General features: G+C 75.3%; 7 protein-coding genes. All 7 read right to left on the bottom strand.

The features are described from left to right. Positions 1-42 precede the first annotated feature (42 nt). On the bottom strand, positions 43-2,058 hold the full coding sequence (locus ABT061_RS28935) for a hypothetical protein (RefSeq protein ID WP_350923817.1): 2,016 nt from the start codon (positions 2,056-2,058) through the stop codon (positions 43-45). Then, positions 2,055-5,747 carry a vWA domain-containing protein gene (locus ABT061_RS28930; protein WP_350923815.1) on the bottom strand — a complete coding sequence of 1,231 codons (3,693 nt, stop codon included), beginning with the start codon at positions 5,745-5,747 and terminating at the stop codon, positions 2,055-2,057. The genes ABT061_RS28935 and ABT061_RS28930 overlap by 4 nt, the downstream gene beginning before the upstream one ends. Beyond that, positions 5,744-6,931 (bottom strand): ATP-binding protein, encoded by a 1,188-nt coding sequence (locus tag ABT061_RS28925; protein ID WP_350923813.1) that lies wholly within the window; start codon positions 6,929-6,931, stop codon positions 5,744-5,746. Before ABT061_RS28925 ends, ABT061_RS28930 begins: the two co-directional genes overlap by 4 nt. Before the next feature lie 140 nt (positions 6,932-7,071). Beyond that, positions 7,072-12,075, bottom strand: coding sequence for a DNA-binding protein (locus ABT061_RS28920; RefSeq protein ID WP_350923811.1), 5,004 nt, complete (start codon positions 12,073-12,075; stop codon positions 7,072-7,074). After that, positions 12,072-12,950, bottom strand: coding sequence for a DUF4132 domain-containing protein (locus ABT061_RS28915; protein ID WP_350923809.1), 879 nt, complete (start codon positions 12,948-12,950; stop codon positions 12,072-12,074). The genes ABT061_RS28920 and ABT061_RS28915 overlap by 4 nt, the downstream gene beginning before the upstream one ends. A 261-nt stretch (positions 12,951-13,211) precedes the next feature. Further along, positions 13,212-13,922, bottom strand: a complete 711-nt coding sequence (locus ABT061_RS28910) for an SRPBCC family protein (protein WP_350923807.1) — start codon at positions 13,920-13,922, stop codon at positions 13,212-13,214. Between the two features lie 46 nt (positions 13,923-13,968). Next, complete coding sequence (locus ABT061_RS28905) at positions 13,969-14,589, bottom strand: helix-turn-helix domain-containing protein (protein WP_350923805.1); 621 nt, start codon at positions 14,587-14,589, stop codon at positions 13,969-13,971. Positions 14,590-14,826 lie beyond the last annotated feature (237 nt).

The raw sequence follows: 14,826 nt of genomic DNA, 5'->3' as shown, positions 1-14,826 counted from the left end.
TCGCCCGGGGGCGGCCGAACGCCGGGAAGCGCCACGCGGGTGTCATCCGGCCCGCTCTCCGGGAGCACATCGGGCGCGGCCGTCGTGCCAGGACGCCCGGACCAGTGCCCGTTCCGTGGCCGTGAGATGGACGGCGGCGGCGAGCCACGTCCAGGCGTACCGGTCGCCGCCGGAGTCGGCCAGGCGGCCGAACACGTCGCGGGTGCGGCGGTCGGCCTCCGCGGTGAGCGCGTCGACGAGGTCGGCGGCGGTCGCAAAGCCCGCGCGGCGGAGCGCGGCCCGCTGGGCGAGGGAATCACCCCGCGCGGACTCCGCGACCGCCCGCCGTCCGCCGGAGACGGCCAGCTCCACCAGGCGGCGCGCCCGCCACAGGGGTGCGGCCGCCACCGGGTCCGTACCGGCCTCGGCCGCCTCCTCCCAGGGCCGGCAGTCCTCGCCAGACGGGAGGTGGGAACCTCGCAGGCGGTCGTATCCGAGATCGGCGCGGTCCATCCACTCGGCGGGCAGGCGCAACGTCGGACCGGCTCCGGGAACCGGCCCGATCGCGAGCGGGCGCAGGGTGGCGGCCCTGTCGGGGTCCAACCTGCCGATCACCCGTACCCTCAGCCCCGGCCTGGAGGCGAGCTGCCGCAGGTTGGCGACATGGGCCAGATCGGGATGGGAGTCAGCCGGCGCGAGCCGGACCAGCGGTCCCCGGAGGGAGCCGTCGGCGCCGGAACGTCCGGCGGACGCGGGGAACGCATCCGCTCCGCCCTCCGGCTCCGCACGGGGCGGCAGCTCGCGGGCGAGCACCCGGTCTCCCTCGGCGCCGACGATCACCAGGTCGCATCCGACCGGCTGCCCCGCTCCCCCGCCGTCCTGCGGATCGCCCCAGGGGTCCCCGGAGAATGTCACGCCGGCGGTCTCGGCAAGTGGCTTGGCGAACAGGGCCGCCAGCGGCGAGGCCGACCAGGACAGGCCCGCGACGGGGTTGGCCCGCACGCCGCGACCCGCACCGAGACGGCCCTCGGGCGAGATCGTCGCGCCGGAGATCAGCAGTCCCCCTCTGGCCAGCCGTGCGTGGTCGAGAGCCGCGGCGCCGAGCGCGACCGTGGCGGTGCCGGCACCGCGGGCACGCGCCGATCCTCCGGGCCTGACGTCGGCGACGGAGAACCAGCGGCCGTCCTCGGCGACGAGGTGGGTGACCACCCCTCCGTAGCCGGTGACGCTGATCACCGGTTCCCGGCAGACCCCGTACACCTTCAGTGCCTCGCCCTGCCGGTAGGCGCGGCGCGCGGTTCCCACCAGGGCTGGATCGGGGTCGGCCGCGGCGAGCCTGCCCGCGGTCAGCAGGAGTTCCCTGAACGCGGAGACCAGGTCGGCCAGGCGGTGGCCGTCATGGCGTGCGCGAGCGGCACGCAGGCCGCGCACGACGCGCAGGGCAGCGGCCTCGGCCCTGTGCAGGCCCGCCAGCCTGGCGGTGTGGGCAGCGCGGAGCAGCTCCGCCTGGGGTACCGCCCCGGCACCGGGCACCCCGCCTACGAGCACCGCGGCGGCGGCATCCCACAACCCGGCCGCGGCGGCCACCTGCCTGGACCCGGGACCGGCCTCCGTGGTGGCTCTCCCGGTCGTGTTCTGTGCAGTTTCCTGGGTCGTTTGCTGTGCAGTCTTCTGGCCGGTAGCCGGGGCGGGGGTCGCGCCCGGGTCCGCGTCCGAACCGGGTGATGCGTCGGCGACCGGCTCGGAGGTCTCGGGCAGGCCGGCCTCCGCGACCGGGCAGGCGCTCAGTACGGCGGCGCGGTGCAGGCAGCGGGGCGCGAGCAGGCAGCCGCACCGGGCCGCACCGGGGTCGGCGATCGTCCCCGAAGGGCCCGGAGTGAGGGTGACCACCGCGTCCTCGCCCCAGCTGATGGAGACGACCTGCCCTGAGGCGGTGGCGGCGAGCCCGGCGCAGCGCTCGATCGCCGCGTCGAGCTTCTTCCGCAGCCTGGGCGTGAGGTCCTCTACCGCCGAGGCGACCACATGCGGCTCCACCGGTGGCAGTTGCCCGGCCGGGGAGGCGGAGGCTGGCAGGTTCAACGAGTCTCTCCTCGAAGGCGGTCGCCCACCCAGCGGGCGAGGGCGAGCGGGCTGAGTGCGGCGACGGGCATCCCGGCCGCGACGAGCTGACGCGCGACGGGCACCGAGTAGCGCGGGGCCCCGGTGTCGTCCAGGGCGGCACAGCCCAGCAGGTGCACGCCGGAGGAGACGAGGGAGCGAACCTCGCCGAGAAGCCCTCCGAGCGGATAGCCCTCCTCGAAGTCGCTGACCACCACGACGAGCGTGCGACTCGGCACGGTGACCAGGGAGCGCGCGTGGGCGAGCCCGGCGGCGATGTGGGTACCGCCGCCGACCCGCACGTCGAGCAGCAGGGACAGCGGATCGGCGACCCGGTCGGTCAGGTCGATCACCTGGGTGGAGAAGGCCAGGAAATGGGTGGAGAGGGTGGGAACGCCTCCCAGGACGGCCGCGGTCAGCGCGGACCAGACCACCGAGGCCTCCATCGAGCCCGAGACGTCGACCACGAAGACCAGCCGCCAGTCGGCCTCGTTGCGGACCCGCGTGCTGAAGACCGGCCGTTCCGGGACGACGAGAACCCTGCCGTCGCCGGTCCTGCGGGTGTGCGCCAGGTTGGCCCGGAGGGTGGCGGGCAGGTTGAGCCGGCCGCCGGGACGGCGGGTGGGACGTGGCGTCGCCAGGCCGGTGAGCGCCGGGCGCATCCGGGTGGCCAGTTCCCTGGCCAGCTCGGCGACCAGGCGGCGGACCAGCGGACGGAGCCGGGCCAGCCGCTGCTCGGGCAGCCCGCCCGCCAGGGACAGGACAGAGGTCAGCAGCTCGATCGACGGGCGTACCGTGTCGGGGTCGAGCTCGGACAGTACGTCGGTCCGCCCGCCGTCGGCCGCACGGGCCAGCACCTCCTCCCGCACCTCGGTTCCGAACAGGGCGTCGAGTTCCGCTGCCCACTCGCGCGCGGAGGGGAAGGACACGCCCTGCCCGCCACCGTCGCCGCCGGGCCCGAAGTCGGCCGCGCCCTCTCCCCTCCCCATCCCGTACAGCTCGTCCAGGGCGTCCGCGTAACGCCTGGCGTCGGCGGGCAGTCGCCCGGTCTCCCTGCCGAGGAGCAGCCGCCACCGGTCGGCCGGAGCGAGTCGCCGCGAGGCGGCCTCCCCACCCACCGGGGGCACCGGCTCCGTCCTTCCCGCGGGCACGGCCGGGGAGGCCGGCTCCCCGGCGACCGTGATCGCCTCGGCCGGTGGCGGGGAGATGCCGGGCACGCGGAGCCGCAGGGCGTTCAGCGCGGCCAGCCCGGCGGCGTCCGCGGCGGTCCAAAGGGCCAGGATCTCGGGCGGGGCGCTCAGTGCCAGGTCGAGCCGGTCGCCGAGCCGGTCGGTCACGGCTCGCAGCAACCGGTCCCGTGCCGCCGGGGTGAGCGTGTCGAAACCACCGCGCAGTGCGGGAAGGCGATCCAGGAAACCCTGGTCGCCGAGGCCGTCGACACGGTCGAGCAGCGGGTCGAGGGCCTCGGCGGCCGACTGCAGGAGCGGGCCCGCGGCGACCAGCAGGCCGGCGAGCGCGCGGGACAGGCGATGGCGCCCCTCCGGGCCCGTGGCGCCGTCGACCCATCCCGCGATTCGGGCCCCGAGGGTGCCGGGCGCGTCCAGGTCGAGCAGGACCCGGGCGGCGAGCGCGGCCCCCTGGACGAGCGGTGAGCCGGTGCGCGCGAGCGTGCCCAGCGCGTCGTCGAGACGCAGGCCGAGCCGGTGCTCGGCGGAGCGGGTGGCGAGCGCCGTCAGGGCGATCGCGTCCTCGGGCCGGTCACTGCCGGCCAGACCTGGCAGGGACCGTACGGCGGCCTCCAGCAGGGTGCCGAACAGCCCCGCGGCCCGCTCCCGGCTCTCCGGCGTGGTTCCTGGAAGGTGCTCGCGGCGCAGCGCCTCCAGCAGGTCGAGGGCCTCGAGCAGGTCGGGCAGCCCCGCGGTGGCGGGGAGCACGGCGGCGGCGTCCTCGATGCGGTCCGCGACCAGGTCCCGCAGATCGCAGGCGGCCGCGGCCCGCAGTCCGGTGAGAATCGCCGCGCAGGTGGGGCCGCCCTCGGCGGACTCCCCGCGGAAGGTCTCGCGCAGCGTCCCCGCGGCGGCCAGAGCCGCGGTGACACCCCGGATGCCCGCCAGGTCCAGCAGCGCGGCGACCGAGGGGGTCCAGGAGAGCGACCAGCGGGTGGTGAGTGCCGTCGCGTCACCGGTGCCCGCCACCTCGGTCGGCCGGCCGTATCCGGTTCCGCACACCAGCAGGCGTTGCAGCAGGATCTCACGGCGGCGATCCAGGTCGGAGCGGAGCGGGTCGAGGCGGACCTCGCGGGGACCTGGATCGCCGGGATGGGGCAGCCGCAGCTCCGCCAGTTCGGCCTCGACCGCGGGGCCGAGCCCGGACCGGGGCGTGCCCGGCGCGATCCTGCCGCGCTCGGTGCCGACCAGGACCGTCTCGAGGGCGCGGGCGAGTGCCCGGCCGCGCCCGAGGGGTTCGCCCTGGCCGAGCACCGTCGTCACCGCCTCCAGCAGCTCGCCGCGCCCCGGCGCGGGCAGGCCGCGCAACCGGGCCAGGTCGCAGGCCAGCCGGAGCGTCTCCACGGCCTCGCCGGTGCCCGCCGTGTGCCCGGCGGCACGCAGCTCGCGGCAGAGCTCGGTGATCGTACGGGCGGCGGCGTCCCTGATCTTCCCGGGATCGCCGCACGCGGCAAGGACCGCCTGCTGCCAGCGCGGGTCACGGATGCCCGCCGGGTAGCCGGATCTGAAGTCGAGCAGGTCGAAGGCGTACGGGACGAGTGATGTGGCGGGCGAGGGGTCCTTGGCCGCCGGAGTGCCGGGGGCGCCGATGTCGCCCCCATGGACCACCTGATCGGGAGCGATCAGGGCGGGGGCGTGGAAAGCGCCGATCACGGCGGCGACCCGCCGGCCGCCGGCGACGGCCCCCGCGAGCACTCCGCGCATGTGCGCCTCACGGACCAGGTCACCGGCCGGCACCCCGCCCGAGGCCTCCGCGTCCTGCCGCAGCGCCCAGCCGACGCCCAGCGCCGCTCGGCGTACCGCCTCGGGCGGGCACCCGGGGGCGAGCACCTCGACGGCGCGGTCCCACATGTCGTCCCCCTCCCTGCCCGTGGCCGAGGCGGTGAGGGCATCGGCGAAGGCCTTGGCCGGCGGCACCTCCGCCGGGCTCGGCCGGGCGTCCGGCCGAGCCCGGTCGCTCTCCGACCAGCCGGGGTCGGAGAGCGGAAGGTCGCAGCAGAGCACCTCGGCCCCGTGTTCGCGCGCCCAGCGGATGGCGGCCAGCTCCGGCGAGAAGTCGGCGAACGGGTAGAACCCGAGCCGCCCGTCGCCGCCCGTCCCGGCGAGGGCGACCGGTGCGAGGGTGGCCGGATCCGCCAGGTGGACCAGCCACGGCTGGAAGTCGGCGGGCAACTCGACGCAGACCACCTCCGCTCCGGCGGCGTCGAGCAGCGCCGGAACCGCCGTCGCCAGCGCGGGGCTGTGGTGGCGCACGCCGAGCAGGTAGGGCCGCGCGGCCCCGGCCAGCGCGTCGACCGCCTCCCGGGGGTGGGGACCGGCCGGCCCCCCGGTGCCGCCCTTCCGTGGGGCCAGGTCCGAGACCTCGGAGCCCTGACCTGTCGTTCCCCGGGCATGCGCGTCCCCCGCGCCCGTGCCCTGCGCGCTCGTCTGCCGATCGCCGGTCAACGCAGGTGCTCCCGCAGGTCCCAGAGGCGGCGCCACATCGCGGAACCGTCCTCGGCGCGGCGTCGCACCGGGCCGTCCCAGTAGCCGAGCAGCCGCGCGTGGTCGGCCGGGTCGTCCTTGCGGACAACGCCGAGCAGGTGACCGGGCACCAGGTCGAGGACGTCCCCGCCGGGGAGGTAGGCCGCCGCCACCCCGAGGGAGGCCGCCACCTGCACCGCCTCGGCGGTGGACATCACGGTTCCCGGCCGTTCCACGTCCCAGCCCTCGGCCGAGCGGCCGGAGCGCAGGTCCCGGAAGACGGTGACCAGGGCGTCCAGCACGGCGTCGTCGACGCCGAAGGCCGCGCCGGCCCGTCGCACCACGGCGGTGGCCTGTCCGCGCACCAGGGCGGCCTCGGCGGCGGGATCGGCGATGGGGGCGACCGTCTCGAAGTTGAACCGGCGCTTGAGCGCCGCCGACATCTCCGAGACCCCCCGGTCGCGCAGGTTGGCCGTGGCGATCACGGTGAAGCCCGGGGCCGCCGGCGTCAGCGCGTCGGGCGTGCCGGCGAGTTCGGGCACGCTGAGGCGACGGTCGGACAGGATCGACACCAGGGCGTCCTGCACCTCCGGCAGGCAGCGGGTGATCTCCTCGATCCGGGCGACCCGCCCGGATCGCATGGCGGACAGCACCGGGGAGTCGACCAGCGCCTGGCGGCTCGGCCCCTGGGCCAGGAGCAGGGCGTAGTTCCAGCCGTAGCGGAAGGCGTCCTCGGTGGTGCCCGCGGTGCCCTGCACGGTGAGCGCGCTCGTGCCGCAGACGGCGGCCGCGAGAAGCTCGGAGAGCATCGACTTGGCGGTGCCGGGCTCGCCGACCAGCAGCAGGCCGCGCTCACCGGCGAGGGTCACCACGCAGCGTTCCACCAGGGAGCGCTCGCCGACGAACTTGGGAGCGATGACGAGCCGGGTGGGCGAATCGGGGCCTTCGCCCACGCTCGCCGGCCGGGATCCGGGCAGTTCGAGGGTCTGTCCCTCGCTGCCGCAGACGAACGTGACGACCGCGCGCGGGGTCAGCGACCAGCCGGGGGGCCGGGGGCCGTCGTCGTGGGCGGCGAGGAAGGCGAGTTCGGCGGCGTGCCGTTCCTCGGCCGGCAGCGTCTGCCGGCCGGAAGGCGCCGGGGGGACCGTCTGTTCGGTCATGGTCATCGAGAGAGATCCTTCTGTCTGTCGTACTGCCCGGCCGGCCGGAACACGCGGGGCGAGCCCGTGCGCGGTCCGGCCGATCGGGCCGTTGAGAACCGGTGGTTCCTGGTGAGCGGGTCGCGGGGGGCGGAGCCCGCCCCTCCTCAGCGGCGCCTGCCGCGCCGCACGCGAAGCTCCTCGAATCGGGGGATGTCGCCGTCGCGGACCCGCTGCCATGCCCTGGCGTAGAGATCGGCGGCGGGTTCGATGGGAACGGCCACGCCGAGCGGCGCGCCCTCCGCGCCGAGCAGGTCGAACATGGGGAGCTTCCACTGTTCGAGCGGGAGGTTCGGAACCTTGAGGTCCGTCCAGGCTCCCGGCAGGAAGAGTGAGCGACCGGCTCGGGCGCGGCCGGCCTCGACCACCAGGTCGGTGGCGGCCAGCTCGGCGCGGGCCGCCTTGAACCGCGCGGGCTTCCATCCGGTCCACCGGGTGACGTTCTTGTCCGTGGGGTCCGGCATCGCGAGCAGCGCCAGGTAGAGCGTGGCGGCGTCCTGGCCCAGCCCGTACCGCTCCGCGGCCTCGGAGAGCAGCGCGGGCACCGAACGGGAGGGATCCTGCGGCCACCAGGTGCCGTCGGCCGCGCGCTCCCCCGCCACGGGGTCTCCGGGGTCGGCGAGGAGCGCTTCGAAACGCGGGTCGCGGGCGGTGCGCAGTGCCGTCTCGACCGGGAACGGCTGCCCCTGGTCACCGGTCAGGGCCCGCAGGGCGGGCAGGTAGGGATCGCTCCCCGACGCGTCGAGCAGGGCGATGCGCAGGCCTGGTGCGGGCTGGTCGTCATGGGTGGCCATGATCACCGCGCCGTAGCGTTCCCAGCCCTCGGCGACCTCGGTGGGGGCTCCGGCGACCTTCCTGAATCCGGGGAGGTCGACGTAGCGGCCCAGGTCGAGCAGGAGCTCGGGGTTCGCCAGCCGGTCGGAGACCGCGGCCAGCGCCGCGGGCAGTGCGGCCCGCACGGCATCGCCCGAGGGCAGCCGGTGGGCCAGCCACGCGGCCAGCGCGACCGTGGAGACCAGCGTGGACTCGGTGAACCCGGTGCCGGCGCCGTCGACCGGGGAGACACGGTCGCCCTTCACCCGCCAGCGCAGGTCGGTGCTGAGCTCCGGTGCCGAGGCCGGGTCGAGCAGGGCGGGCAGTGCCCGGCCGGGCTCCCATCCGGTGCGCACCGCGCGGATCGCCTCCCCGAGGAGCCACTCCGGGACGGCGGCGCGCCGTCCCACCCTGCCGTTCCACACCCGTGCGGCGGCGGCCACGTCCGGGCCGTCGGTCCACAGTGCGGCCGGGTTCGCGGGCAGCAGCGCGGCGACGACCTCGCGCCGGACGTCGTCGTCCAGCCGGTGCAGTTCGTCCTTGGCGACGGCGGCCTCAGCCGCCTTCAGGCCGAGCGCGGTCCGCACGTCGGAGGGCAGGAAGTTGCGCTGGTAGGTGTCCACGTACGGCAGCCCGGCGACGACCAGCCTGGCCGTCGTCGCGGTGACCCCGGTGAGCCGTGCGAACTCCTCGGCACCCTCCGGCCGCCAGGGCGCGGGACCGCGTCCGGCGAGTTCCCCGAGGAACTCCCCGAGCCAGCCCGCGTGCCTGACCTCGCCGACCGGGCCCAGGGAGCGCACGGTGTAGGGGTGGGGGACGTCGAAGCGACCGGCAGGGTCGTGGAAGAGTGCCGTGAAACTACAGCCGTCGTCCTCCGGGACGGCCTCCAGGAAGGCGATGAAGGCGCCTTTCTCCAGCGGGAGCACCCCGCGCCAGTAGCTGTCGGACCACTTGTCCCGGGCACCGTCGAGCCAGCCGTGCTCCAGGTGCGCCACGAGGCGGCGCCACGAGGCGGGCTCGGCCGCGGAGGCCAGTCCGAGCTCGTCGAGCTCGAAGAGCAGCCTCCGCAGCGCCTCCGCCTGCTCGGGTTCGAACGCCGACGCCGCCCGGTAGGCGATCGCGGCCGAACGGTCGAGCAGCGGCTCCCAGCTCAGCAGGGACTGCGCGAGCGCCGGGCCGTCCAGATGGAGGCGGACGATCGGGCCTGAGGGGTCCTGCTTCTCCTGGCCGATCGTCCGGAGCTGCCGGAGGACCCCGCGAGACAGCACGCGCCGCGACCAGAAGTTGCCCGATACACCGAGGCCGTTGAGCGCCTCGATGAGCGATTGGTCATCGGGGCCGTCCGGCTCCTGCTCCGCCTGTTCGCCCGCGAGGGCACCGGCGAGCCTGGCCGACGCCGCGTCCAGGGTCGCCTGCTGGGCGGCGGCGAACGCCACCACTCCGGCGACCCCGGAGACCAGTGCGTCGTGGGTGAGCCGCGGCAGCAGTGTGCGGACCAGCTCGCGCAGTTCCTCCCGCGCGGAGCGCACGGGCGGCGGCGCCTGCCCCGGCTGGGCGGGGTTCGCGAGCCGCGCGGAGTCGCGCGCGGAGTCGAGGGAAGTCGCGGCCTTCAGCAGGGCCGCCGCCGTCTCCCTGTCGATCCCGCGCAGGGCCAGTGAGCCCTCCAGGTCACGGGCCCGCATGAGGTGCCAGTAACGCGGGGGCGGCAGCAGCACGGTGCCCTCCGCGAAGGGTCCGGGCTCCCTCTCCGTGAAGGCCGTCGTGACGACGGCGCCCTCAGGGTCGACCAGCTTGATCTCGCGGTAGTCCTCGACGAGGGCACGCGGCCGGTCGTCGCCGGGGAAGGTCACCGCGCGCGACGGTCGCCCGGGGCCGTCCTGGCCGCCGCGCAGGGTGACGGCACGACCGGCCAGGTCCTCACCGCGTAGCGACCCGTCGGGCAGCCGGACCATCCGCCAGCCGAGCAGGCCGCCCACCGGGACGCCGGCCGGGGTCGCCTCTCCTTCGAAGGGCAGCACCCAGCCTCCGTGGAAGGTGCTGCCCGCCGGTGCCGAGCGCAGCGCGTCGGCGAGGAACCCGGGCATGCTCAGCCTGCCGTCCACCATGCCGGACGGGTCGTGCTCGCGCCAGTGCTCGACGTCGCCGTCCCATGTCCAGAACGAGGTCCCGTCCCCGATCAGCCGGCGCCTGCGGGGCACCGCGGTGTCACCCGGGTACAGCACACCGGCGCCCGTGGCCCTCCCGCCGCCGGGCAGCGGCAGGGTGATCGTGTCGGCGCCCAGCATCCACCTGTTGTCCGTCCCCTCCAGCGTCAGGATCGTGCCCGCCGAGGAGTGCCAGTATCCGCGCAGCTCGTCGCCCGCGCCGTAGGTGTGCCAGTAGACGAGGAGCTCGCCGTCGACGTGGTGGAAGCCGGGATCTCCCCAGGTGCCGTCCGGGGCGGGGCGCAGGTCGTGGGTGAGCACGGTCCCTTCCGGGCCGATCACCCTGGCCTGGGAGGGACCCGAGACGATCAGGTTCGGCCAGGCGTCGGCGACCTCGATCCGGTTCAGGTTGTTCGGATCGACGAGGGCGGCGACCGCCTCGTCCCAGGCGGGCCAGCCCAGCTCGTCGAGGAGCCCGCCGCGCAGCGTCCTGGCGAGCTCGGCGGCGAGGTCGGCGCGGGCCGCCTCGGCGACCTCCTCCGCCGCGAGGGCCAGCGCCTCACCGGGCAGCCAGGTCAGCCGCCTGAACGCTTCGGGCAGCTGCGGCAGGCCGGCGGCGACCGAGCGCCGGGCGACCCCGCCCACCCAGTCGGCCAGCATCGTCCGGCCGCCGGGCGATGCCGTCAGGCGGCGCACCGCCCGCTGTCCGTCGGTGTCGTCGTAGAACCTGTCGGCCGCGCGGTGGAACGCGGGCCTGAACCGGGGGTCCGCGGCCAGCGCGAGCAGGTCGCGTCCCTCCTCCTCGCGGGCCCAGGACTCCAGCGACAGGAGCGCGTCGTCACCGGGATCGGCGGCCGGGACCTCCAGCGACAGCAGCAGGTCGAGCAGGTCGGGGTCGGGTTTGAACCGGACGGCCCCGCCCGTCGCGGCGAGTTCGGCGCGCAGCCGTACCGCCATACGCTCGACCAGCGCGTAAAGGCCCGGCAGCCGCGTCCCGGACCGCCAGCCGGGATTCCAGACCCCCAGGAAACGATCGAGCCAGCCCGCTGTGCCGTCGGCGGGACGCTCGGGCTCGGGTACCTCCTCGCCTCCCACCAGGCCCTCGGCGGCGCCCGACGCCTCCAGCACCTCCAGCCAGAGGGCGGGCATCTCGTCGTCGCCGTTGGCGGGCATCATGTTCAGCAGCGTCCCGCGGATCGCGGGCTCCCTCCGGGCGAGGGCCACCAGGGCGGGGCGATGCGTCTTCCACCAGCCCGTCGGCGCCCCGGAGGTGGCGGACAGGCCGAGCAGATCCGCCAGGTACGCCTGCTCCTCGGTGTCCGCGTCGCGCCCGGCGGCCCTGGCCAGGCGGCGTAGCTCGGTGGCCATCTGCGCGGACGGCGACAGTCCGGCCGCCGTGCGGCGCACGCACAACCGGTGGACCCTGCGCAGCGCCTCGTCGGCCGGCACCCGGCCCGCCAGCTCCTTCGCGTACGCCGACAGGGCCTTGACCGGCAGGGCTCCCGCGAGCGCGAACTCCAGGAACACCGCGTCGAGGCGATCCTCGTCGACGGGCAGGCCGTGCTCGGTCTCGGCCCTGCGCGCCTGGGTGAACAGCTGCGCCGCATAGGCGGTGTTCTCCACCGAGAGGAACACCCGGCCCGCCTGTTCGAGGAACGTCGGCAGGAAGTGCGGGACGGCCCCGGCCAGCTGCGTGGCGAGCCGCTGGTAGGCGTCGAGGGCGGCCTTCGGCTTGGACTTCGCCTGCCTGCCCGCGCGGTCCAGCTCCGGCACCAGGGCGAGCGCGTGGTGGCCGTCCCGTGGGTGATGCACGAGCACCCACTCGGGGAATCCGAGCGAGCGCCGCAGGCCCACCCCGACGACGACCGGCTCGCCGTCCGGCTCCAGCCCGAGGAAGCGGGCCGCGGCATCCTCCGCGGCGCCCAGTTCCTCGGCGACCAGGCGCACCACCACCCGGTCCGCCAGCCCGGGGTGCCGGTAGGCGCGCGCGGTCAGCGGCACCGCCCGCTCGCCGCCCCCGCTCGTACCGGACGGCAGGACAGCCCCGGCCTCCAGCAACTCCCCGGCCATGGCCGCGCCCGTGACCTCGGCCCGCTCCGGCTCCCCGGACGGCTGAATCGCCGGGGTGCCCGGCGACGACGTGGTACGGCTCACGCGTTCGTTCCCTTCTCGACGTCGCGGCCGGCGTACAGCGCCGCGGCCATGCGCATTCCCTCCGACCAGGCCACCGGGCCGACCTCCCGCGACGACAGCCGCCTGCCCTCCCGGTCGTGCCAGGTCAGGTTGCCCGTCTCGGTCGCGCCGTCCCAGTAGGGTTCCCCGATCCAGACGGCGGCCTCGGCGCTCCGCCCCGCGTCGCGCACCACACAGGTGGCGTAGCCGCCGGAAACGCGGTAGCCGAGCGAGGTCGCGCGGGCGGCGAGGCCGAACCGGGAGGCGAACCTTCCCCCGGCGAACTCCTTCACCTCCGCGGCCTTCTCCCCGGGCTTTCCCGGCTCCGCGGGATCGACCGGCCTGTCCCAGGTCGCCCGGTGGATCTGCTCGACGCGCTGGGTCACGCCCAGCTCCGCGGCGAACTCCCTCAGCTCCTCCAGATCCGGCAGCAGCACCGGATGCGGCAGAGTCACCGTCTCCGGGGACAACCGGACGGTCTCGCCGTCCAGGTTCACGATCCGCAGCTCGCCGGAGTCCGTGACGTCCCGCAGGAAACCCACCTCGTCGTCGCCGACCACCACCAGGTCGCGCAGCACCGACCGCCACGCCTCGTCCGGCCACACCCGGGCCACCAGCTCGGTGGGAACGGGCAGGGATGACACCATCCAGGCGTCCACCCGCGCCACGCAGGCGGCCTCGTGCCGGTCGAGCCACTCGGCCAGGCGGCGCAGCCGCTCGACCTCGGGATGCTCGCGCACCTGTTTGGGCAGCGACTTCAGCCGCCGTCCCGCCGCACGGCCGGAGGTGGCCCTCGCCGCCACCCGGCCCTCCACAAGAGCGACCTCATACCCGTCGCCCGCCGCCAGCCAGCCCAAGGGATCCCGCCTCTCACCACGCACGGATTGCCGACGTTCGCGGGGATCTCCGCACCCGCGACCGTGATGCGCGGAACGCTAACGCCCCTGACCGACAAACCCGTAACCCGGCGGGCATGGTCCGGGCCAGAACGGCTCCGGCGTCGGACGGCCCATGCCGAAGACGGCCGGGCGGGGTCCGGGCCGGGTGCCGCTCATTCGCCCCGGAGGCGAGGGGCCGCGCCACGACCACGGTCTGCGCGCCACCAGGGGGTTCACCCGCTAGAGCGGCCGGAAGTTCCGCCCCCACCAGGCGTTCCAGCGAGACTCCAGATCGGCGAACGCCGCGTCGTCGAGGCCGTAGGCGGTGAGCACCATCGTCGCGGCGCCGCCCGGGTTGACGTGCGAGGGCGGGCTCTGGGCCGCGACCAGCAGGCCGTCGCCCCAGCCCTCGACGGTGAGACCGACCTGGTTGGCCGAGCGGAACCGGACCTCACCGTGCAGCGTCTCGCCGGTGGGCCCCGGCAGCTCGTACGGGCTCGCGGGGGGCAGCTCGGCCACGGCTGCGAGACCGGCGGCCTCAAGCACCGGTGTGGCCGCCGCGCCGGAGAGGAAGACGGTGCGCCGGTCGGCGCCCGGGTGCCGCTCCAGGGCGAAGGCGAGCTGGTGGACGAAGGTGATCCAGCCCTCGGTGACGTCGTCGTAGTAGGCGTCCCAGTCCGGGTCGCCACCGCGCGGGGCCCGGGTGATCCGCAGGCGCGTCCGGCCGCCGAGGTCGGTCAGCTCGAACAGGTCACCGCCCTGGACCTCCAGCCGGTGTTCGGCCGCCGACTCGACGACATCCTGGTGGTAGATGACCTCGATCTCCTTGTCGAGGCCGTCGAAGTGCCAGCCATGCCAGCGCCGGATCCGCTCGGGATCGCGCAGCGCGCCCCAAACGTCCTCGACCGGAGCGGCGATGGTGACCTCGACGAAGAACGGCTTCTCTGTCATCGAATACCTCCAGCGGGGGGAACGAACCTTGGTCACGGCGAGAGGATCAGCCACCCGTTCCTCTCGGGCCGGGGGCCGGGTGCCCGCCGACGACGAGACGGTAGGGCCGCCCTCCGGGGGCGTCGAAGCGGGCGGCGACCTGGGAGACGGCCTCGGCGAGCATGTCGGTGAAGTCGTGCACGTCGCCGGGCTCGGCGAAGCGCACCCGCGCCTCGACGGTGAACGTCAGCAGCCGGACGCCCTGCCGGTCGGCGGCGGCCGCCATGCGGGTGACCTCGCGCACGGTGCCTGCGGCCACCTCGACGAGGTGCTCGGCGGCGTACCTGTCGGCGACGCGACGGAACCCCTCGTCGAACTCGGCGGTCTCGGCGACCTCGGTGGCCGGAGCGAGCACGCCGGGGTCGACGAGGAAGGCGTTGGCGGTGACGCGCATGACGCGCTCGACGAAGCCGCGCCGCGGACGCTCCTCCACCAGCTCGACCAGCCCGGCTTCCTCCAGCACCTTGATGTGATAGCCGACCCGCTGGCGCGGCAGGTCGAACTCGGCCGCGAGCTGGACCGCCGAGGCGGGCTCGCGCAGGCGGTCGAGGAGCCGGCGGCGGATCGGGGTGAGCGCCACGCGCAGGCGGTCGGGCTCGTCCATGAGCGTCATCTCGGTCGCGGACATACCCCGATGGAACCATTAGACAAATTAATCTGTCAATTTCGGCACGGCCGACCGGCCTCGCGAAAGGACCATCCGGGCACTCGCCCGCGAGCGGCCGGGGCGACTCCCGCGAGCCCTCTCACCCGAGTCACCCGAGCCGGGACGGGAGCCCGTTCAGCCCTCCCGTACGGGACCTGCCAGCCTCAGCGTCCAGCGACGCGAGGGGTGGGCGTCGCAGTCGTACTGCAACGCCGACGT

Origin of the sequence: Streptosporangium sp. NPDC002544 (assembly GCF_040295965.1) — a bacterium.
Classification (GTDB): Bacteria; Actinomycetota; Actinomycetes; order Streptosporangiales; family Streptosporangiaceae; genus Streptosporangium.
The sequence above is the reverse complement of the archived record's forward strand: the minus strand, read 5'-3'. Positions and strand labels throughout refer to the sequence as shown.